Origin of the sequence: Frankia umida (assembly GCF_023242945.1) — a bacterium.
Classification (GTDB): domain Bacteria; phylum Actinomycetota; class Actinomycetes; order Frankiales; family Frankiaceae; genus Frankia; species Frankia umida.
This window is the reverse complement of the sequence record NZ_JALKFT010000014.1, coordinates 84,164-104,374: the sequence shown is the minus strand read 5'-3', so window position 1 is coordinate 104,374 and position 20,211 is coordinate 84,164. Positions and strand designations below refer to the sequence as shown.

General features: G+C 70.1%; 18 protein-coding genes and 2 pseudogenes. 5 read left to right on the top strand and 15 right to left on the bottom strand.

Annotation, left to right across the window (positions count from 1 at the left end; translation table 11 throughout):
* Nucleotides 1-16 precede the first annotated feature (16 nt).
* The 8 genes from MXD59_RS15320 to MXD59_RS15285 all read right to left on the bottom strand — a co-directional run bounded on the left by MXD59_RS15320 (nt 17) and on the right by MXD59_RS15285 (nt 9,337).
* Nucleotides 17-1,093 (bottom strand): LLM class flavin-dependent oxidoreductase, encoded by a 1,077-nt coding sequence (locus MXD59_RS15320; RefSeq protein WP_248825412.1) that lies wholly within the window; start codon nt 1,091-1,093, stop codon nt 17-19.
* Nucleotides 1,090-2,412, bottom strand: a complete 1,323-nt coding sequence (locus tag MXD59_RS15315; RefSeq protein ID WP_248825411.1) for an ABC transporter ATP-binding protein — start codon at nt 2,410-2,412, stop codon at nt 1,090-1,092. Before MXD59_RS15315 ends, MXD59_RS15320 begins: the two co-directional genes overlap by 4 nt.
* On the bottom strand, nt 2,412-3,449 hold the full coding sequence (locus MXD59_RS15310) for an ABC transporter ATP-binding protein (protein ID WP_248815872.1): 1,038 nt from the start codon (nt 3,447-3,449) through the stop codon (nt 2,412-2,414). Before MXD59_RS15310 ends, MXD59_RS15315 begins: the two co-directional genes overlap by 1 nt.
* Nucleotides 3,442-4,431: an ABC transporter permease gene (locus tag MXD59_RS15305; protein ID WP_248825410.1), complete on the bottom strand. Its 990-nt coding sequence runs from the start codon at nt 4,429-4,431 to the stop codon at nt 3,442-3,444. The genes MXD59_RS15310 and MXD59_RS15305 overlap by 8 nt, the downstream gene beginning before the upstream one ends.
* Complete coding sequence (locus MXD59_RS15300) at nt 4,428-5,483, bottom strand: ABC transporter permease (protein WP_248825409.1); 1,056 nt, start codon at nt 5,481-5,483, stop codon at nt 4,428-4,430. Before MXD59_RS15300 ends, MXD59_RS15305 begins: the two co-directional genes overlap by 4 nt.
* Nucleotides 5,483-7,075 (bottom strand): ABC transporter substrate-binding protein, encoded by a 1,593-nt coding sequence (locus MXD59_RS15295; protein ID WP_248825408.1) that lies wholly within the window; start codon nt 7,073-7,075, stop codon nt 5,483-5,485. The genes MXD59_RS15300 and MXD59_RS15295 overlap by 1 nt, the downstream gene beginning before the upstream one ends.
* A 649-nt stretch (nt 7,076-7,724) precedes the next feature.
* Complete coding sequence (locus MXD59_RS15290; protein WP_248825407.1) at nt 7,725-8,621, bottom strand: class II aldolase/adducin family protein; 897 nt, start codon at nt 8,619-8,621, stop codon at nt 7,725-7,727.
* Nucleotides 8,622-8,626: 5 nt separating this feature from the next.
* Nucleotides 8,627-9,337, bottom strand: a complete 711-nt coding sequence (locus tag MXD59_RS15285; protein WP_248825406.1) for a peroxiredoxin-like family protein — start codon at nt 9,335-9,337, stop codon at nt 8,627-8,629.
* A gap of 951 nt (nt 9,338-10,288) precedes the next feature.
* Here MXD59_RS15285 and MXD59_RS15280 point away from each other — a divergent pair.
* Both MXD59_RS15280 and MXD59_RS15275 read left to right on the top strand, forming a co-directional pair.
* Nucleotides 10,289-11,071, top strand: coding sequence for an SDR family NAD(P)-dependent oxidoreductase (locus tag MXD59_RS15280; RefSeq protein WP_248825405.1), 783 nt, complete (start codon nt 10,289-10,291; stop codon nt 11,069-11,071).
* Between the two features lie 57 nt (nt 11,072-11,128).
* Nucleotides 11,129-11,992, top strand: a complete 864-nt coding sequence (locus MXD59_RS15275) for a TauD/TfdA dioxygenase family protein (RefSeq protein WP_248825404.1) — start codon at nt 11,129-11,131, stop codon at nt 11,990-11,992.
* Nucleotides 11,993-12,102: 110 nt separating this feature from the next.
* Here the strand turns inward: MXD59_RS15275 and MXD59_RS15270 are convergent.
* Together MXD59_RS15270 and MXD59_RS15265 are read right to left on the bottom strand one after the other, a co-directional pair.
* Nucleotides 12,103-12,623, bottom strand: a pseudogene (locus MXD59_RS15270) (transposase); the annotation flags it as partial.
* 529 nt (nt 12,624-13,152) lie between these two features.
* Entirely contained in the window at nt 13,153-13,476 is a 324-nt protein-coding gene (locus MXD59_RS15265; RefSeq protein ID WP_248825403.1) for a hypothetical protein, read from the bottom strand.
* A gap of 315 nt (nt 13,477-13,791) precedes the next feature.
* Between MXD59_RS15265 and MXD59_RS15260 the strand changes: the two genes are divergently transcribed.
* From MXD59_RS15260 to MXD59_RS15250, 3 genes are all read left to right on the top strand, one after another.
* Nucleotides 13,792-14,778: an SAM-dependent methyltransferase gene (locus tag MXD59_RS15260; RefSeq protein ID WP_248825402.1), complete on the top strand. Its 987-nt coding sequence runs from the start codon at nt 13,792-13,794 to the stop codon at nt 14,776-14,778.
* Nucleotides 14,775-15,740 carry an LLM class flavin-dependent oxidoreductase gene (locus tag MXD59_RS15255; protein WP_248825401.1) on the top strand — a complete coding sequence of 322 codons (966 nt, stop codon included), beginning with the start codon at nt 14,775-14,777 and terminating at the stop codon, nt 15,738-15,740. Before MXD59_RS15260 ends, MXD59_RS15255 begins: the two co-directional genes overlap by 4 nt.
* Before the next feature lie 90 nt (nt 15,741-15,830).
* Entirely contained in the window at nt 15,831-17,504 is a 1,674-nt protein-coding gene (locus tag MXD59_RS15250) for an AMP-binding protein (protein ID WP_248825400.1), read from the top strand.
* Nucleotides 17,505-17,759: 255 nt separating this feature from the next.
* Here the strand turns inward: MXD59_RS15250 and MXD59_RS27375 are convergent.
* From MXD59_RS27375 to MXD59_RS15230, 5 genes and pseudogenes are all read right to left on the bottom strand, one after another.
* Nucleotides 17,760-17,918 (bottom strand): annotated as a pseudogene (locus MXD59_RS27375) (FAD-dependent oxidoreductase); the annotation flags it as partial.
* Between the two features lie 56 nt (nt 17,919-17,974).
* Nucleotides 17,975-18,313: a ferredoxin gene (locus MXD59_RS15245; protein ID WP_248825399.1), complete on the bottom strand. Its 339-nt coding sequence runs from the start codon at nt 18,311-18,313 to the stop codon at nt 17,975-17,977.
* Nucleotides 18,314-18,427: 114 nt separating this feature from the next.
* Nucleotides 18,428-18,871, bottom strand: coding sequence for a ferric reductase-like transmembrane domain-containing protein (locus MXD59_RS15240; RefSeq protein ID WP_248825398.1), 444 nt, complete (start codon nt 18,869-18,871; stop codon nt 18,428-18,430).
* A gap of 9 nt (nt 18,872-18,880) precedes the next feature.
* Nucleotides 18,881-19,081, bottom strand: a complete 201-nt coding sequence (locus MXD59_RS15235) for a hypothetical protein (protein ID WP_248825397.1) — start codon at nt 19,079-19,081, stop codon at nt 18,881-18,883.
* A 304-nt stretch (nt 19,082-19,385) separates the two neighbouring features.
* The gene (locus MXD59_RS15230) at nt 19,386-20,162 is read right to left on the bottom strand and encodes an AraC family transcriptional regulator (RefSeq protein WP_248825443.1); all 777 of its coding nucleotides are present in this window, start codon (nt 20,160-20,162) and stop codon (nt 19,386-19,388) included.
* Nucleotides 20,163-20,211: the final 49 nt, after the last annotated feature.

Below are 20,211 nucleotides of genomic sequence, written 5' to 3'. Positions count from 1 at the left end.
GGACGTGCGGGGTGGATCAGACGGAGGCGGGTTCGCGCTCGGCGGTCTGCTCGCGGACGAGGCGGATGAGCGTGCCGTAGTCCCGGGCGTCCGAGACCGGGTCGAAACCGCGGATGAGCAGGGTCGAGACGCCGACGCCCACGTAGTCGACGAGGGACTCGGCGACCTGCTCGTAGCTGCCGACCAGGGCGGTGGAGTTGCCCGCGGCGCCGGTGGCCTTGGCGATGGCGGTCCACAGCCGCTTGTCGTGGACGTCGCCCTCGGCGGCGTAGCGCAGCAGTCGCTGGCTGCCGACCTGCGCGGCGCTGTCGATGCCGAACACCTTCTTCACCTCGCCGGCCCGCTCGCGGGTGAGTTCGAGGATGTGCGCGGCCCGGTCCCAGGCGGCCTGCTCGGTGTCGGCGGCGATGGGCCGAAGGCTCACGCTGAACCGGGTGTCGCGGCCGTACGGCGCGGCGGCGGCCCGCACCTGGCGGATGCGTTCGATGATGCCGGCCAGCGGCTCACCCCAGAACGCGTACACGTCGGCGTGCTTGCCACCGACCCGCACCGCGTCCGCCGAGGCCCCGCCGAAGTAGATCGGAACGCGTCCGGCCGGCGGGCGTACCGCGGAGAAACCCCCGCGCACCTGGTAGAACTCGCCGTCGTAGTCAAACGGCACGTCCGATTCCCATTCGCGGCGCAGCACGTCGAGGAACTCGTCGGTGCGCCGGTAGCGGGTCACCTTGTCGGACAGGTCGCCGTCGCGGGCCTGGTCGGCGTCGTCCCCGCCGGTGATGACGTGCAGGGCGATCCGGCCGGGATGGAACGCGTCCAGGGTGGCGTACTTGCGCGCGGCGATCGTCGGGGCGACGAAGCCGGGACGGTGCGCGAGCAGCACCTTCAGGGTGGTGGTGCGGGCGAGGATCTGGTCGGCGACGACGAAGCCGTCCGGCATCGCGGAGCTGTGCGCGACGAGCACCCGGTCGAAACCGGCGTCCTCATGCGTGCGTACCAGCAGTTCGAGGAAGTCCGAGTCGACGGCCGGCCCGCCGAACCCCTGCGCTTCACTGCCCGCCGAGGTGCTGGCGATCCCGATGAACTCGATGCTCACAGCGAGGTTTCCTTCCGGACGGCGGACGTGTCAGCGGCGGCGGTGCCGGCGGCGGGCAGCCGGGCGCGCCAGGTGCGGTCGTGGTGGCAGGCCGAGATCCAACTGCCGGCGGGACGCCCGGGTGCCTCCACCCGCGGCGGGGCGGTGTCGCAGTCGACGGTGGCGAACGGGCAGCGGTGCGCGAACACACAGCCGCCGACGTCCCGCGCGTCCGGGCGTGGCCCGGGGGTCGGACCCGCCGCCGCGGTCGAGGCAGTGGTCGCAGTGGTCGCCGTGGCCGCTGTGGTCGTGGTCGGGTCGGGGATGCCGGGGGCGGGTGCCGGTCGCAGCGCGGCGGCGGCCTGCCGGTTACGGCCGTGGATGTCGGGTGCGGAGGCGATCAGCAGCGCGGTGTACGGGTGCCGTGGCGCGGCGAACACGTCGGCGATCGGACCGTCCTCGACGACCCGTCCCCGGTAGAGCACGACGACCCGGTCGGCGATGCCGGCCAGCGAGCTCAGGTCGTGGGAGATGACCACGATGCCGACGGACAGCCGGCGGCGCAGCTCGTCGAGCAGGATCAGGATGTGGTTGCGGTTGGACGCGTCGAGCGCGCTGACCGGTTCGTCGCACAGCAGCAGCCGCGGGTCCGCGACGACGGCCCGGGCGATCGAGGCGCGCTGGCGCTGTCCGCCGGAGATCTGCGCGGGGCGTCGCTGCGCCACGGCCGGGTCGAGGCCGACCAGGGTGAGCGCGCCGGCGACTCGTTCGGCCCGTTCGGATCTGCTGCCGACGCCGGCGATGGCCATGCCCTCGGCGATGCTCGCCCCGATGGTGAGCTCCGGGTCGAGGGAACGCAGCGGATCCTGGAAGACGAACTGGATCGCCCCGCCGCGGCGGAACCGACGGCGGGCCCGGGTGCGCAGGCCGAGGATGTCCTCGCCGTCGAGCCGGACCTGGCCACGGTCGGCGGGGGTGAGTCCGGCGATCGCGCGGGCCAGAGTGGTCTTGCCGGAACCCGTCTCGCCGACGATGCCGACGATCTCCCCGGGGCGCACGGTCAGCTCGATGCCGTCCAGGACCCGGGTGCGTCCGATCCCGCCCCGTTCGAGGAAGGAGACGCCGAGCCCCTCGATCCGCAGCAACGGCGCCGAGGACGGGCTCCCGGTGGCGTCCGCGCGGCCGGTGCCGGCGGTACCCGGATCGTCCTGGTCGATGGTGGGGGTGTGGCTGCTGCCCGGCCGGCTGGCCGGCACGGGCCTGGCGCCGGCGGGTTCCAGCTCGGGGGTGGCGAGGTCGGGGGTGGCGAGGTCGGGGGTGGCGAGGTCGATGTCGGGCATCAGGCGACTCCTGCTCCGGCGGCGGCTCCGGTTCCCTGCAACGCGATCTCCTCGACGCGCAGGCAGCGGACGGATCGGCCGTCCGGCTGGTCGGTCAGCGGCACCGGGCTGGTGCGGCACTCGGTGGTCGCGAAGGCGCAGCGGTCGGCGAACCGGCAGCCAGCGATCGTCGCGCCGACCGGCGGCGGCTGGCCGTCGATGACGGCCAGGGTGCGTCGTTCCCAGCTGCCGACCGAGGCGACCTGCAGCAGCGCCTCGGTGTACGGGTGGCGGGGGGCGAGCAGCACCTCGGCGGTGGGGCCGGCCTCGACGAGTTCGCCGGCGTAGAACACCAGCACCCGGTCACACAGTTCGGCGATGACGGCGAGGTCGTGGGACACCGCGATGATCGACAGGCCTCGTTCGGCGCGCAGGGAGGCGAGCAGGTCGAGCACCTCGGCCTGGATGGTGACGTCCAGGGCGGTCGTCGCCTCGTCGGCGATGAGCAGCGCCGGATCGCCGCAGACGGCGATGGCCAGCACCACCCGCTGCAGCATGCCGCCGGACAGTTCGTGCGGGTACTGCCGGTAGACCCGCTCCGGGTCGTGCAGCCCCATCGAGGCGAGCAGCTGGACGGCGGTGGTGCGGGCGTCACGGCGGGAGGCGCCGAGCTTCACCCGCAGCTGTTCGGCCACCTGCCGGCCCACCGGGTAGGACGGGTTGAGGTAGGACGCGGGGTCCTGGAACACCGCGGCGATGCCGGTGCCGCGCAGCTGGTCCCAGGCTCGCCGGGGGAGTCCGACGAGCTGGGTGCCGTCCAGGTCGATCGACCCGCCGCTGACCGCGCAGCCGGGGGCGAGCACGCCGAGGACCGAGCGGCAGACCAGTGTCTTGCCGCTGCCGGACTCGCCGACGATCCCGATGGCCTCGCCCCGGCGCACCTCGAACGACACCCCGTGGACGGCCTCGGTGGCCCCGCCGCCGATCGTCACGTGCAGGTCGTCGACCTTCAGCAGCACCGGAGCCGGTGCGGTGTCGGTGGTGTTCGGCTCAGCCATGCGAGTTCTCCTCCTGACCGGAGCTCTGCCCGGCGCTCTGCGCGGATGCCTGCGCGGGGATGGCCATGGCCGGCGTCCGGGCGGATCCGCCGGGGGCGGGTTCGACGTCGGGCTTGGCGCGTCGGCTGAACAGGCCGCCGCCGGCCGGTGCGGACGGGAGTCCGGTGGTGTCCCGGATGGCATCGGCGAGCGCGTTCAGGGCACCGGCGGTGAGCGCGATCGCGAGGGCCGGCAGGATCGGTGCCCACGGCTGCTGGGACAGGAAACCCAGGTCGCTGGAGAGCATGCCGCCCCAGGTCGGCGCCGGAGGTTTCACGCCGATGCCGAGGAAGGTCAGCGAGGAGACGACCAGCAGGACCGCCGCGGCCAGCTGCGCCGTGGTGACCGCGACCGTCGGCAGCACCTTCGACCAGACATGCCGACGGATGATCCACCAGCGGGACGCCCCCAGCAGTTCGGCGACCTCCACGTACTGGGCCCGGGTGAGGGTGAGGGCGGCGGCCCGGGTGATCCGGAACAGCAGCGGCGCGAGGAAGATCCCGATCGCGAGCATCGCCTGGGTCAGGCCGTTGCCGAGCACGCCGGTGACCGACACCGCGAAGATGATGTAGGGCATGGTCATGATGGCGTCGACGATCCGCTGGGCCGCCCAGTCGAAGAACCGGCCGAAGAAGATCGAGGCGAGTCCGGCCGGCACGCCGATCACGAAGGCCACGGCGACACCTTCCAGGGCGCCGACGACCGAGCGGCCGGTGGCGTCCATGAGCCGGGAGAGCACGTCGCGGCCCAGGTAGTCGGTGCCGAGCCAGTGCTCGCCGCTCGGCCCGGACAGGGCGTGCGCGGTGTCCTGGGCGAGCGGGTCGTGCGGGGCGAGCAGGCCGCCGGCGAAGCCGAGGAAGACGACGACGGCGATGATCACCAGCGAGATCTGCGCGGACCGCAGCCGCAGGGCCTGGCGTAGCTGACCGCCGGTGTCGCTCATTGTTCCCGCCTCTTCGCATGCGGGGTGAGCCGCAGCAGGGCGGCGTTCACCAGCAGGTTGGACAGCACGACCAGCCCGATCATGGTGACCAGGACGCCCTGGATCACCGGGATGTCACCCTTGGCCGCCGCGTCCAGGCTGAGCTTGCCGAGGCCGGGCAGGTTGAACACCGCCTCGGCGACCACCATCGCCCCGATGACCTGCGGGACGTAGTAGCCGAGCACGGTGACCGCGGGCCCGGACGCGTTGCGCAGCGCATGGCCGAACACCACCCGCCGCCGGGTCAGCCCGCGCACCTCGGCCCCGACGACGTAGTTCTCCCGCAGCTCCCCGACCAGGGAGGTGCGCAGCTGGCGGGCGATGGCCACCGCCACGTCCACCGACAGGGCGAGTGCCGGCAGGATCGCGAAGCGCAGCCACTGGCCGAAGTCCTGGTCGATCGGCACGTAACCGCCCGAGGGCAGGACCGGCAGGGTCACCGAGAACAGCACGATCAGCCCGATGCCGATGACGAACGGTGGGACGGTCGACGCCGCCGAGCACAGCATGGTGACCCCACGGTCGAACCAGCCTCCGCCCGACAGCGCCGCCCCGACGCCCAGCGCCCCACCGAACAGGATCCCGAGCAGCAACGCGACGATCGTGATCGAGACGTTCACCGGCAGCGCCTGGGTGATGCTGTCGGAGACCGGCAGGGTGGTGTAGTACGACCGACCGAAGTCCCCGGTCAGCGCATGACCGAGCCAACTGAAGTACTGGACGAGAAACGGCCGGTCCAGACCGAAGTAGTGGTTCATCCGGTCGATGTCCGCGGGGGTCGCGGTCTCCCCGAGCACCTGGGCCGCGGGGTTGGTGTCGGTGAGCGCCCCGAGCCCGAAGGTGATGAACGTCGAGAGCAGCACCACCGGTATCCAGACCACCACGGCGGAGCGCAGTACCCGCAGCACGGGCCGCCCCACCGCACCCCAGCGCACCCCAGCGCCACGTCCCGCCGACGGCTGGGTCGGCGTCGGTGCCGGCGCCGTGGGCCGGCCGATCTCCAGCGTTGTCATCAGCTCACCCGGACCCCTTCGAAGCGCTGCACGGCCAGGAAGCTGCCGAGCGCGGAGACGTTCTTCTTGCGGGCGAGAATGCGCGGCGTGGTGAACAGGAAGATGTTCGGCATCGTCTCCACCGCGATCTTCGTGGCGGTCTGCAGCACCTTGGGATAGGACGGGTCGTCCAGCGGCGTCTTGCGCACCGTGGCGAGCGCGGCGGTGAGCTCCGGCGGGGTCCTGCGGCCGGGGTTCATCAGGCCCTGCTCACCGAAGAGCACCTGGAAGGCCTGGACGGCCGAGTCCCGCCCGGCGAAGCCGTCCACCGCGAGGGCCCGGGAATGCTGGATGTACATGATCTGGGTGGCCTGGGCCGCCGGGATCGTGTCGATGGTGAGTTTCACACCGATTTTCGCCAGCTGTGCCTGGACCTGTTCGGCGATCGCGGTGGACGCCCCGGTGGTGGTGATCGGGACTTCCAGGCCGGTGGCGTGGCCGGCCTCGGCGAGCAGTTTCTTCGCCTTCTCCGGGTCGTACGGAAAGGCGTTGTCCAGGCTCGGATTGTGGCCGACATATCCCGGCGGGAAGGGCTGGTAGTTGACCACGCCGTAGCCGAAGGTCTGGGTCTTCGCGAGCGCGGCGCGGTCGATGCCGTACTTGAACGCCTCGACGACCTTCGGATTGTCGAACGGCGCCTTGGTGATGTTCACGTCGAGCACCGTGGTGACCAGCGACGGGATGATCTGCACCTCAAGGCCGGCGGACTTCGCCGCGGACACCTGACTGGCCGGGATCTGGGCGACGTCGAGGCGCCCCGACTGCAGCGAGGCGATCGCCGTGGCGGCCTCGGGCGCCGGGTAGAGCTCGAAGGCGTCCAGGTGGATGTTCGCCTTGTCCCAGTAACCGGGGAAGCGCACCAGGTTCGCCGACTGGTTCGGCACGTAGGCGGTGAGCCGGAACGGGCCGGCGCCGACCGGCTTGGTGGCGATGCCCTTGGCGTCCTTCTCGAAGGCGGTGGGGCTCACGATCATGCCGGTCTTGCCGGCGAGCAGGCTCGGGATCTGGTAGTTGACGTTCGACAGGTTGAGGGTGACGGTGCGGGCACCGTCGTTGGCCGTGATGGTCTGGACGTCGACCAGCTGCGCTGCGACCAGCGATCCGGTGAAGTCCCGACCGCGCTCGAGGCTCTTGCGCACGGCGGTGGCGTTCACCGGGGTGCCGTCGCTGAAGGTCAGTCCGGAACGCAGCACAAAAGTGATCTGCTTGCCCGTGGCGTCGTACTTCCACGACTCGGCCAGTGCCGGGACCGGGTTGCCCTTCTGGTCCAGCTTGGTCAGCGCGGCGTAGACGAGCGACAGGGCATGCACGTCCCAGCCGGCGGACGACGTCACCGGGTCCCAGGAGGTGACCGTCGACCAACCCCACCGCAGCGTTCCGCCGTTGCCACCACCGGCCGCGACCCCGGAATCGCTGCCACCACCGCAGGCGGCGAGCAACAGGGACGAGCCGGCAACTGCGCCGAGGCCGAGAAAGCCTCGACGGCCCAGCACCATCGCCTCACTACGGCGATCCTGGGCGGTCGAGTCGGCTCGTAGGTGTGCTGCGTTCACGGGGGCCGTGGTTCCTCTCTGGGAAAAGGGATTGCGGGATGTTTCCCGGGGCACAGGGTGACGATGCGGGCGTCTGCCGTGCGCATTCCGCGCGAACACGTCGAAGAATCTGCTGTGCACACGGAGCCGATATGCGGACCTGTGGGCATGCTTCGCCCGCCCGGGATTACCGGGACGGAACTGTGGGCAGGATTCGACGCGCCCTTATCGCCGAACGGGCAGGGCTCGTGTCAGGAGTCGGGAAAAGCGGGCGCACTCGCGGCAGGCAGGAGCACAGCTGAAAGGGAGCGTGTGGTGCCGGGAGTCCGCGAAGCCTGAAAGATCGACGGGTTCAGCGACAGAGGGCGCTGGACGTCCGCCGGTAGTCCACGTAGCGGCATGCCACGGGTAGGAATCTCGACCGCATGTGTGAACAATGCCCGACGTCCGACAAGTCCGTCAACATGCGGGCTGGATCGGTGCTGGTCACCGAGGTCGCCGTGTCCGATCTGCCGTTAATGGTCAAAAAATGCCTTTTCATAATGATAGGTAGGCATTTGGGGGTGCGTTGACCGTTGGCAGGGTGGGTGCTGGTGACTGCCATGGCCGAGGGTCGCTGCCATGCGTGACTGATTCACGGCCCCCGGCAGTGGCGAAGGTCACTGTCAGCTCAGTCGAGCAGGTCGGGCTGCTCCTCGACGATGATCTCGTAGAGGGCGTCGAAGGCCCAGCGTGCGCCGTCGTTGTCGCGTCCGCCCTGGCCGGCCGTGTAACTGGCGGTCCGGTGGTCCAGCAGCCGCAGCGGGCCGGCCGCGGCGGCCACCAGCTGGGTGTGGGCCGCACGTTCGGCCGCGATGAACCGGTAGGCCGCCGCCTCCACGCTCGCGCCGACGGTGAGCAGTCCATGGTTACGCAGGATCACCAGCTTGTGCGGGCCGAGCGCGTCGGCGATCTTCTGCCCCTCGTCCTCGGTGACGACGGCCCCGTTGTACTCGCCGAACACCGCCTGATGCTGGTAGAAGCTGCAGACATCCTGGGAGATCGGGTGCAGCGGCTCGCCGAGCGCGGCCAGGGCCCGTCCGTACGGCGAGTGGGTGTGCGCGGCGCCGATCACGTCCGGCCGGGCGGCGTGGATACGGGAGTGGATCGCGAACGCCGAGGTGTTCAGCGGTGGCTGCCCCTCGACGATCTTGCCCTGGGAGTTCACCAGCAGCAGGTTCGACACCGTGATCCGGCTGAAGTCCAGGCCGAACCGGTTCACCCAGAAATGGTCGGGCAGCTCCGGGTCGCGTGCGGTGATGTGGCCGGACAGGCCCTCGGCCAGGCCGAGCTTGGCGAAGATCCGATAGGCCCCGGCCAGCTTGCGCCTGCGGTGCAGCCGCTCCTCGGCGATCGAACGCTGCGGCACCGGTCGCGGCCACACCCCGCCCTCGGCGGGGGAGACCAGCCCGTTCCAGCTGCTGCTCTCGTTGTCGTCGCTGGACGCCTCGTGCTGCCGGCTACCCTCGGTCACCACGATCACGGACGGCTCGGTGCTCGGGGAGGTCAGGTCGGATGCCAGTGTCATCTCGATCAGGATCCTTTCCGTTCGGTGATCGATGCGTGTGCTGTGGCAGCCGCGCGGACCGCCGCGATGATGCGCGTCGACTCCGCGCGCACCATCCAGTTCGGCTGTACCTCGGCGAACCGCACGACCTTCGCCTGGTCGATCACGACGGCGCTCGGGTAGGGCAGGACCCAGGAGCCGGTGCCGAGGATCTCGCCGAGGTCGACGCCACGCGCCCGGGAGGCGTCCCGCTCGGCGTCCGTCGGCGCGAAACCGAGGCCGAAACGGTCGATCAGCGCGTGATCGGGATCGCTGGCCACGGTGAAGTCGAACCCGTGCCGCTCCCGGACGCGCACCAGCCGCTCGGGGACCTGCGGGCTGATCGCCACCAGTTCCACCCCCAGCTCCCGCAGGGCGGGTGCCAGGGTCTGCTGGTAGCCGCGCAGGGCGGTGTTGCACGCCGGGCAGGCCTCGAACCGGAAGAACAGCAGCACCGCCGGCCCGCGCGCGACCAGATCGTCGAGCCTGGTGGTGCCACCCCCCGCCGTCGGCAGCGCGAACGGCGCGACGACGTCACCGGGCGCGACGAACCGGGACGGATCGGCCTGCTCGACGAGGCGTCCGCGGAGCTCGGCGTGGCCGCGCAGCTGCTCGGCGGGCCATTCCGCATCCCGGCTGGCCTGCAGTTCGGCCATGAATTCCGCCAGGGTCCGCGGCGCGGTCCGGGTCTGGTTCACGAGACAGTTCTCCTTCGGCGCCGCCGACGTTCTCAGGTGCCGGTGACGGGTGGTGCGGCCTGCGGGCGGGACGGGGAAACGTGAACGTCGGGGAGTGTGAAAGGTCCGGTTTCGAGGTGATCCTGACGGGCTCGCGGGGAGGCTTCCCCGGTCTCTGGCGTATCCGCGACGGGCGTCAGAGGTATGCCGCGGCGCCGCGGGAATTGTTACCGTCGTGTGGCTGCCTGGCTGTGAACCGCGGGAATGTCTGTGGACATGGCTGTGCTGCGGACGGTCACCCGGAAGTCCCGGGCGTACCGCCGCCTGGCGTGCCGTTATCGGAACTCTGCGGTACGAGCGAATCTGCTGTCAAGCTTCTGCCGCCGGAATAAACGGCCTTCGGAACCCGTTTTCGCGAGCGCCGTGGCCACGTTCTGTGATTGAGGCGAATCAATTTTAGCTGTGACTCTGGTCACACGTCATCTGTACTTGACCGATCGGGAAACTGTGGTCAACTTTGACGTGTGTTGAGGACCGCCTACCTGGTCACCCGCCAGCACATCGACCTGCTGCGCGTCATCTCCGCGAGCTGTCGCGGCCACTGATCTCCTGATCTCCGGCCCGCTGAGTCGGGCTGCGGCCAGTACCCGACAGCCAGCGCCCGGCCGTCCGCACGTCCACCCGGCCGGCCGACCGGCGCACCGCGGTGCGGGTGCGGGTGCGGGTTCGGGCGGCTTCCTGAATCTCGCGGCTTCCGGCCGGTACACCGCCGACGGCGGCTGGTTCGCGGACTCGGACATCACCTCTGGTGTTGCCGTCTCCGGCTGGTGTTGCTGTCTCCGGCTGGTGTTGCTGTCTCCGGCGCCCCGCCGGTTTTCGGGAGCCGGCTTATGTGCGGGACCGGCTGGTTTTCGGGAACCGGCGGTGCCGCGATTGTGCAGTGCGCGTCTCCCTCTGTCGTACGGAGAATCTGTGGATCTTCAACTTGCTGGCCGCCGGGCGATTGTGACCGGAGGTAGCCGTGGTATCGGGCGGGCGATCGCCCGGGCGCTGCTCGCCGAGGGAGTTCAGGTCGTCATCGCCGCCCGAAACGCCGAGGCGCTGAAAGCGACGGCCGCGGAGCTGACCGAAGGCGGCGTCGGGCGCACGGTCCTGCCGGTGGTCGCCGACGCCGGCGATGACGCGTCGGTGCGTGAACTCGTCGAGCAGACCGTGGCCGCCCTCGGCGGGATCGACATTCTGGTCAACAACGCCGCGAAGCCCGGTGGCGCCGGGGCCGGTGGCGGGGGAACCGTGGCACTGTCGACCGCCGACGCCGCCGCCGACTTCAACGTCAAGGTGCTCGGCTATCTGCGCACCGCCCAGGCCGTCACACCGTACTTCACCGCGCAGGGCTGGGGCCGGATCATCAACATCGGGGGGCTGGCGGCCCGGCAGGTCGGTCTCGCCTCCGGATCGATCCGCAACGTCGGCGTCGCCGCGCTCACCAAGACCCTCGCCGACGAGCTGGGCCAGCACGGCGTCACCGTCAACGTGGTGCACCCCGGCCTGACGCTCACCGCGGACGACGGCGGCAGCGTCGTGCTGTCCGACGAGCAGATCCAGGCCGCCGCCGCCCGCATCGCCCTGGGCCGGGCCGTCACCGCCGACGAGGTAGCCGCGCTCGTCACCTTCCTCGCCTCACCGCTGTCGGTCGCCGTCACCGGCGAGTCGATCGCCGCCGGCGGCGGCACCCTCGGCCCGATCCACTACTGACCGGCCGCTGACCCCGCCCCGCCCTGCTCTGCCACCCCGTTCGAAGGGAACCGCATCATGACCACCATCGTGGAGACCCCGGTCTCGTCGTCGCTGGACATCCGTCCGTTGCAGCCCACCATCGGCGCGGAGATCAGCGGTGTGAACATCGCCGAGCCGCTGACCCCCGCCGTGCGCGACGAGATCCGGGCCGCCCTGCTGCGGCACAAGGTCGTCTTCTTCCGCGACCAGGAGCTCACCCAGCAGACGCACGAGGCGTTCGCCCGCGAGTTCGGCCCGCTCTACACCCACCCGGGCGCCGCGAAGGCCGAGGCGACCTCCGGTGCCATCCACCGGATCTCCGCCGACGACCTGAAGAAGTACGAGAGGACGTTCCGCCCGCAGCCCGGCGACGACACCTGGGACGCCTACCACACCGACACCAGCTGGCGGCTCGTCCCCACCTGGGGCGCGGTGCTGCGGGCCGTGGTGCTGCCCGAGGTCGGCGGGGACACCGTCTGGGTCGACGCCGCGCTCGCCTACGAGAGCCTCTCCGACGAGATCAAGGAGCGGCTCGAGGGCCGCCACGTCACCCACGACTACCGCTCCGCGCTGCAGGTCTCCGGGCACGACTACCCGATCGTCGCGCACCCGGTCGTGCGCACCCACCGTGAGACCGGTAAGCGCAACGTCTGGGTGAACTTCACCCAGCGCCCCACGATCGTCGGCCTCGACCGGTCCGAGAGCCGTGAGCTGCTCGCGGCCATCATCGACCAGTACCGCCGACCGGAGAACCAGGTGCGCTTCTCCTGGCGCCCCGGCTCGGTGGCCTTCTGGGACAACCGCGCCACCGTCCACTACGCGGTGCGTAACTACGGCTCCACCCCGCGCCTGCTCGAGCGCATCCTCATCGCGGACGACCCCCAGTACGCCGACCTGTAGTCCGCCCGCCCGACCGGGACATTCCGGATCACCGGGGGTGGTCAGGGCTCAGCCCTGACCACCCAGGCGCCGACAGCCGCATCGGCAATCGCCCGTATCGCGTCTCTCGGCCGCATGCTGACCTCGTTCGCGTCGGCCTGGACGAACCGGTACGGGCCGGCGTCCAGCGGCCGGGAGCGGAACGCCTCGACCTGAGCGTCGAGTGCATCGCCAACACCGATACCTGCGATGTCGAGATACGCGCCACCCCGAGCTGTTCGACGAGCTTGTCGACCAGGCGGGTCGATACTCCCAGCGGATACGAGGTCGCGACCATCGAGATCAACGCCTGCTCGACGCGACGACGACGCGTCAACAGCCATTCCGGAAAACAGGATCCCTGCCGTGGTTTCGGTACCGCCAGGTCGATCGTCCCGGCCCGGGTGTCCCACTCCCGTGCCCGATAGCCGTTCCGCCGGTTCATCCGCCCAGGTGAGATCTCGCCATATTCCGCATTGCGGATCCCGTCCACCTCGGCGCCCATCAACGCCTCCGCGAACGCCTTCACCATCGAACCCAACAGATCCGGACTCGCCGACATCAGCTCCGTGCCGAACGAATCAGTATCGGTCACAGTCGGACGCACGGCCATCGCGTATCTCCCTCGTCGAGTTTTTCGTCCTTCTCGAGAAGAATCGCGCGGTGGTCGCTTTACGTGACGGACCGCCACTCCGGCGAGTCGCTAGACGATCACACCCCGTACACCATGTCGGTGGACTCCATTCGGTTCACCGCGTCGAACTGGCGGTTGGGATGGGTGGCCTCGGTGAGGAGATCGTCGAGGCCACCCATCCCGGGAGTCGGGATGTCGAACGGGCGACATCGAGGTGTGAACGGGCACCGCTACGAGTTCTGTGCCACCGGCAGTAGCCGCAATAGGGAATCGGAAACGTCGGAAACCCTGCGCGTTATGCCGGGCATCCGATTAACCCCGGAGGTCGAGAGTCGGGATCCTGCTCCGGGGGCAATCGTCATGAATGCCCGCGACATCGCTGTAAGGGCTGTAGTCGCGGTCACCGAAGAAGTCGGTCGACCATACTAGGCCGGCAATACTCGGTCAGCGTCGTCCAGTCGGATAGAGGTGGCCGGGCGGCGTTCCGCAGATCGTTAGTTTCGGGCCATCACCAGTCCCAGTCCCAGTCCCAGCCATCCTTGTCCTTTCCGTCCTTGCTCTTGTCCTTTCCACCCTTGTCCCACTGGTCCTTGCTCCACCGGTCCTTGTTCCAACCGTCCTTGTCCCACCGGTCCTTGTTCCAGTCGTCCTTGTCCCACTGGTCCTTGTCCCACTGGTCCTTGTTCCAGTCGTCCTTGCCCCACCGGTCCTTGTTCCAGTCGTCCTTGCCCCACTGGTCCTTGTTCCAGCTGTTTTCCTTCGAGCCCTTGTCCTTGCCGCTCCAGTCGTCTGAGGCGTAGGCGGCCGTGGCCGAACCACCTGCGAGTGCCATCACCGTCGCACCGGTGACCGCAAGCACGGAAATTCGGAGCCGTACGGATCTTTTCATGATCTCTCCAGTCAAGAAAAGGCGATCTCTTCGTCGCCGACGGCAGATTAGCGAGTTCCGGCGCTCTCAGAAAAAGGACCATCGATGGGGTGGGAAATGTCTTCGAATGGCCGGTCAAATCGATGGTGAAGCCGTATGGCAAAGTCCCGCCGATGTACTGGCGCGGGCGATCACGTCATCGTTTTTCGGCCCCATCGGGTCGATCCTTCGCCGATCGGTCGCCGATGCGCCGGCAATTCATCCGGGGTGCCGTCCCCCATGCGCTTCATCGTGGACGACGACGTGGTGCGCGGGCTGATCGAACAGGTCATGCGTCCGCCGGCGTCCGGCAGTATTCTCGCGCTGTCGACCTGCCCGGCGGACAGCGCGTCCGAGGAGGTCCACCGGGACATCGCCGCCTACAACGCCAACCGCGTCCCGCTGCTGGCCAGGGACAAGGTCCGTGTCGAGGGCCTGTTCGACGGCCTCGAGCTGATCGATCCGGGCGTCGTGCTCGTCAACCACTGGCATCCGGACGAGGTCGCCGCCGCGACCGACGACGCGCACGTGCACACATACGGGGTATCGCTCGCAAGCCGTGACCGCACGCCGGCGCGGCGGACGGAGGCGCCAGTGACGACGGTCCACGGCGGCGAAAGCCCGCCCGGTCACCCGGGCGGGAGCGGGTCCGGCTCGGGCCGGGAACTCACGGCGGCTGACGTGCAGGCCATCATCGGCGTGCAGAACGCCTATGCCGTGGCCATCGACCAGCGGGACTGGCCGGCCCTGCGGGCCTGCTTCGCACCGCACGCGCGGGTCGGTTTCGGACGGCCCGCCCGCCTCGCGCCCCTCGAGGAGTTCCTGGCCTGGGCGCCGCCGTTTCACGCCGCGCTCGGCCCCACCCTGCACCAGGTGAGCACCCACCACGTGCGACCGCATGCCGGTGATGATCAGGCCGCTGTGGTGGCCGGCGGGGGTGCGCTGGCGCTGGCTGAGGCGTCCTGTTATCTGCACGCGGTGTTGGTCAGCGCGGATCTGACGTCCTGCCAGACGGTGTTCGGTCGCTACCGCGACCAGTTCGTCCACCTGGCCGGTCGCTGGGTGATTCAGCGGCGCGAGTTCCACCCGACATGGCGTAACGTCACGACCGAAACGGGGATCACCGGAGCCGCGGCGACACCCGTGGCCGGGACCGGACCCGCCGGACCCGCCGGGACCGCGGAGACCGGGACCGCGGGCGCGGCGGACGAGCGGGAGGCGCGGTGACGGGGCAGCCGGTGCGGTTGGGGGCGGTGCTGCCGCAGGCGGAGATCCGGCCGAGTGATCCCGGTGCTGTCGTCGGGTTCACCCAGGGCCTCGAAGCCGCCGGCTATGTCGATCTGCTGGTGTTCGAGCACGTGCTCGGCGCGGATTCGGCCAGCCGTCCGGACTGGACCGGCTACTACGACCACACCGTGCCCTTCCTCGAACCGCTGGTGCTGTTCGCGCACCTGGGGGCGCTCACGTCGCTGTCGTTCATGACCGACGTGCTCGTCCTGCCGCAGCGTCAGACCGCGCTGGTCGCCAAGCAGACGGCCACCCTTGACGTCCTGCTCGGTGCCGGTGCCGGTGCCGGAACCGGCACCGGGGCTGGTGGTGGCAGCGCTGGCACCGGTGGGGGACGGTTGCGGCTGGGGGTGGGGATCGGCTGGAACGAGGTCGAGTACGACGCGCTCGGGGTGGCGTTTCGCAGCCGGGCCCGCCGGTTGGAGGAGCAGATCCCGCTGCTGCGCGCGCTGTGGACGCAGCCGGTGGTGGCGCACGCGGGGGCGTTCGACACGATCGACCGGGCCGGCATCGAGCCGCGTCCGCCGTCGGGGGCGATCCCGATCTGGGTGGGCTGTGGAGACGCGCCCGCCGCCCTCGAGCGGGTGGGGCGGCTGGCCGACGGGTGGATTCCGCATCCGGCGCTCGGTGACGGGGAACGGTTGGCGGCGGCCTGGGCGCTGGTGCGTTCGGCGGCCAGGGACGCCGGACGGGATCCGGGGACGGTCGGTCTGCAGGGCCACGTGGTGCTGCGGGGAGGAACGCCGGCGCAGGCCGCGGGGCGGCTCGGACGCTGGTTGGAGCTTGGCGCCAGCCATATCGCCGTCAACACGTTGGAGGCGGGGCTCGCCTGGCCGCAGGCGCACGCCGACGTCCACGCCGAGATCGCGGACCACTGGAAAACCCTCAACGGCTCGGCCTGACCAGGGGACACGGTGGTTTTCTAAACGTTGTTAAACGGTCGACTGTGCGGATGGGGCTGAGATAGCCTCACCCGAATGGGCGATCATGGGGTGGAGTCGGGATACAATATCGCCGCGGTTCACGAAGCCGTCGCCGCCGCGGTGCCGGATCGTGACTGCATTGTCTTTCGGGATCGCCGGCTGACCTACGCCGATATCACCGAGCGTTCCCGTCGGTTCGCCCACGTGTTGCGCGACGGGGGGCTCGGGGCCCGGCCCAACGGTCGGGCGGGTCTCGGCTCGCACGAGTCCCAGCACGATCATCTCGCGGTGTACGCCCACAACGGCAACGAGTACCTCGAGGCGATGCTCGGCGCCTTCAAGGCCCGGGTCGCCCCGGTGAACGTCAACTACCGGTATGTCGCCGAGGAGCTGCGGCACGTCCTGCGGGACAGCCGCAGTCGGGCGATCGTGTACCAGTCGGAGTTCGCGCCGCGGCTCGCCGAGGTCCTCGCGGACCTGCCCGACCTGCACCTGCTCATCCAGATCGAGGACGACTCGGGCCAGCCGCTGCTGCCCGGCGCCACCTGGTACGCCGACGCCCTCGCCGGGGCGTCCGCGCAGCTGCCGGCCTGGTCGGACGAATGGTCACCCGACGATCTCTACGTCCTCTACACCGGCGGCACGACCGGGCTGCCCAAGGGCGTCCTGTGGCGGCAGGGGGACATCCACCTCACCGCGATGGGCGGGCGCCGACCCGACCGCACCCCGTTCTCGTCCCTGGCGGAGATCGCCCGCACGGCTGTGGAGACCGACCCCACGGTCGCGTTGCCGGCACCACCGTTCATGCACGGCGCCGGGCACTGGACGGCGTTCATGACGATGAACAAGGGTGGCATCGTCGTCATCCAGAGCCGCACCGACCGGCTGGACGGCCACGACATCGCCACGCTGCTCGAACGGGAACGGGTGCGGTTGCTGCAGATCGTCGGCGAGGCGTTCGCCCGGCCGATCGTCGAGGCGATCGGGACCGGGCGCTACGACGTCTCGTCGGTGCGCACGATCCTGTCCGGCGGGTCGGTGCTGACGACGGCGACGAAGCAGCGGCTGCTCGACCTGATGCCCGAGGTCACCATCATGGACGCGATCGGCTCGTCCGAAGGTGGCAGTCAGGGCCTGCAACTGACCTCCCGCCAGCAGCAGCCGCCGCCGGCCGGCGTGTTCAGCCCGACGGAGGGCAGCGTGGTGGTCGCGGAGGATCGGTCCGGCCTGCTACCCCCCGGCCATGACGGCACGGGTTGGCTGGGTAAGACCGGCGCGCTGCCGCTGGGCTACCTCGGTGATCCGGACAGGACCGCCCGCACCTTCCCGACGATCGCCGGCCAGCGGATGACCATTCCCGGCGACCGCGCCCGCCTGCTCGCGGACGGCACCATCGCCCTGCTCGGCCGCGACTCGGCGACGATCAACTCCGGCGGCGAGAAGATCTTCGCCGAGGAGGTGGAGCAGGCGGTCGCCAGCCACCCCGGCATCCGCGACGTGGTGGTGACGGGCCGTCCCTCGCCGCGGTGGGGGCAGGAGGTCGTCGCGCTCATCCAGCCCCATGACGGTGTGGTGGTGACCGACGACGACCTCGCCGCCGCGGCGGTCGCGCACATCGCCCGGTTCAAGCTGCCCAAGGCCTACATCCGCGTCGACGAGGTCAGGCGCTCGCCCGCAGGCAAACCCGACCTGCGCTGGGCCGCCGCCGTCGCCGCCAAGGCCGACCAGCCCCGCCAGCCCTGACCACGCCCCGCCAGCCCTGACCACGCTGGTCAGGCGGCGGTGGGTACCGGTCCGGGCAGGGCGGCGGGGATGTGGTCGGGCACGGGATACAGCGAGAGGCCGACGAGGTCGGTGTACTCGAGGAGCCGGGCACCGACGGCACCACGGACAACCCGCCGCGGGCAGGGCGCCGACGGCGACGACTGCCGCGTCGGCGTCGATCCGCCCGCCGTCGTCCAGCCAGATCCGCACCCCGACACCGGACGGGGTGCGGTTGTACGGCTTGTGCGGCTCGTCGCCGATGAAGACGATCGAGCCGTCGAAGCCGCGTTCCCGCAGCCGCTCGGCCGCCCGTAGGCCCGCGATGCCGGCGCCCACGATCACCACCTGGCGGCGCGGCGGCTGGTGGTCACACCGGTTGCGCCCCGCCTCCATCAGCGCGCGGGCGAACTCGGTGCCGCCCCGCCCCGACCTCCGCCGCGCCGTGCGGGTCATCGGGGTTCGGCCCGCAGCGCGATGGCCTGCATGGGGCACAGCCGCGCCGCCTGGCGAACGCGGGTGAACTCGGTGGGCGCCGGCGCGGCGTCGTAGTAGAGCCGGCCGTCCCGGGCCACCAGGAAACTCGCCGGGGCCTCCAGCTGGCAGATCGCGTACAGCCGGCACCGGTTGTTGTCGACGCTCACCGTCGGCCGGCCTGACCTGCGGGGGAGCCGGCTGTGGTGGCGCCGCTCGTTCGGCGCGAACACGGGTGGACGGCCGGTTCGCCGGACACCGCCGTAGCCACCAGGATCCGTCAGCGGTGCCACGTCGAGCGGCCCGGTCGTCAGCATCGGATCCGTCGGCGTCCCGCCGGCCCCACCGCCGGGATCGATATCGGCATTGATGCCGGAACCGGCTGTTCGGCGACCGAGAAGCCGTCCGGGAAGTCCACCGTCACGCTGGTGTCACCGCCGATGGATACCATTCTCGAATTCCTCCACGAGATCGGACCACGGATCTTCGGCTTCTCGGCGTATGGCAGGTGAGAGCACCCGCATGGCGCCAGCCAGCAGAGCTGCGAACAGCACGGTGGCCATTGCCGCCCAGATGATGCTGAATGACGTCTCACGTGACGCCACCGTGCTGTGCACGGCGATCAGGATGAATCCTGGATAGGAGAACCAGTGGAACCGGTGCCATCGTCGGTAGCTGATCCTGTGTTGGAACCAGATTGACACCGCGACCGCGATCACCAGCTCCAGGCCCAGAATGCCGACAGCGACCGCCCATTTGGCGCCGCCGAGCCACGGAATCCAGATCCTGGCCTCGTCGTAGTAGGCGTCATGGCGGAAGAAGTGCACCTGAGCATGGGCGACGGACGCCGCGAGCGCCAGGATCGCAAGCGTCACGTGCCCGCTTCACAGGGTCGGCCGACGGACGTGTCGATCCGGCACACGGGTGGCCAGCAGAATTCCCCAGACGACCGTCGCCGTCATGAAAAAGAATGCCGCATAGCCGATGATGCCGGCGATGTGGCCAAGTGTCGCGTCGGTCGTGACACCGGGCCTTTGTGGCGGTAGGCGGGCGGCGGCACCGACAGCAGCCGGTGCCCCCAGCACGGCGGTCACCCTGGTCGGGGAACCAGTGTGTGTCGGAGGTGGATGCGGCCGAGTTCCAGCTGCGGGAGTGCGGTAATCCGGAGCGCTGTAATCCGGAGTGCTGTACGCCGGGATAACGTGCGTCAACAGATATCTCGCCGGGATTTATCCCCCCCGGACGGTATGCGGACGAACTTAGCAGAAAGAATCGATCGGTGCCAGGTCGATCGGGCCTGTTCGCCCCTTGGGGCAACGGTCAGCCCACGCATCCGCGCAGCCCACGGGTCATCCGTGATGGTTGATTGCGAAATCAGCGTGGGCGGGGTCAGGTACGGGCGGTGACGCGGCGCCGGTAGTCCGACGGGCTCTCGCCGCAGTGTCGGGTGAACGTCCGGGCGAAGGAGCTGGGGCTGTCGAAGCCGACCGCGTTCGACACCTCCAGCACCGAAGGGCCGGGTTCGGCCAGCAGCGCCATCGCGCGCAGCAGTCGGGCCCGGGTCAGGTAGTCCCGCCAGGACAGGCCGAGTTCGGCGCGGAACTGGCGGCGCAGCGTGCGTTCGGAGACTCCGACGGCGCGACTCACCTGCTCGACCGTGACGGCTTCGAGGTGCTGGCGGGTGTAGGTGGCCGCCGCGGCCAGCAGCGGGTCGGTCGGGGTGGGCAGGTCGAGTGGCGTCTCCTGGTCGAGCGCCTCGATGAGCAGGTGGCCGAGCGTGCGGAAGAACCCGTCGGCCACCGGGTCGGGCTGGGCGTCGTTGATCGGCCAGCGCTGGGCGTAGATCACCATCTCCCGGATGAGCAGGGGGACGGCGATGATGCGGGCCCGGTCGCCGGGGGAGCGAATCAGGGACGGGTCGAACAGCACCGCGACCGAACGCACCGAGGAGTTCATCGTCGCGGAGTGCTCCAGCCCGGCGGGGATCCAGGCGGCCTGCTGCGGAGGGAGGAGATAGTGCGCGGCGGCGGTCTCCACCTCGATGACGCCGCTGATCGCGTACTCGATCTGATGCATGTCGTGTGAGTGCCACCCGGTGACCAGGTGCGGCCCGTCCCAGGCGTACGACCCGCCCAGCCCCCGCCCGCCCTGGCGAAGGTCGACCAGGCCCTGGTTGGACCGGCTGTGCGGACCGTGATGGGCGGCCCCGCGGGGG

Bases quoted from the DNA above. Each gene is read 5' to 3' on its own strand.
- MXD59_RS15245 (WP_248825399.1), bottom strand. From the start codon at position 18,313: ATGCTGACGACCGGGCCGCTCGACGTGGCACCGCTGACGGATCCTGGT.
- MXD59_RS15310 (WP_248815872.1), bottom strand. From the start codon at position 3,449: ATGGCTGAGCCGAACACCACCGACACCGCACCGGCTCCGGTGCTGCTG.
- MXD59_RS15315 (WP_248825411.1), bottom strand. From the start codon at position 2,412: ATGCCCGACATCGACCTCGCCACCCCCGACCTCGCCACCCCCGACCTC.
- MXD59_RS15265 (WP_248825403.1), bottom strand. From the start codon at position 13,476: ATGGCACTCGCAGGTGGTTCGGCCACGGCCGCCTACGCCTCAGACGAC.
- MXD59_RS15290 (WP_248825407.1), bottom strand. From the start codon at position 8,621: ATGACACTGGCATCCGACCTGACCTCCCCGAGCACCGAGCCGTCCGTG.
- MXD59_RS15275 (WP_248825404.1), top strand. From the start codon at position 11,129: ATGACCACCATCGTGGAGACCCCGGTCTCGTCGTCGCTGGACATCCGT.
- MXD59_RS15305 (WP_248825410.1), bottom strand. From the start codon at position 4,431: ATGAGCGACACCGGCGGTCAGCTACGCCAGGCCCTGCGGCTGCGGTCC.
- MXD59_RS15300 (WP_248825409.1), bottom strand. From the start codon at position 5,483: ATGACAACGCTGGAGATCGGCCGGCCCACGGCGCCGGCACCGACGCCG.
- MXD59_RS15260 (WP_248825402.1), top strand. From the start codon at position 13,792: ATGCGCTTCATCGTGGACGACGACGTGGTGCGCGGGCTGATCGAACAG.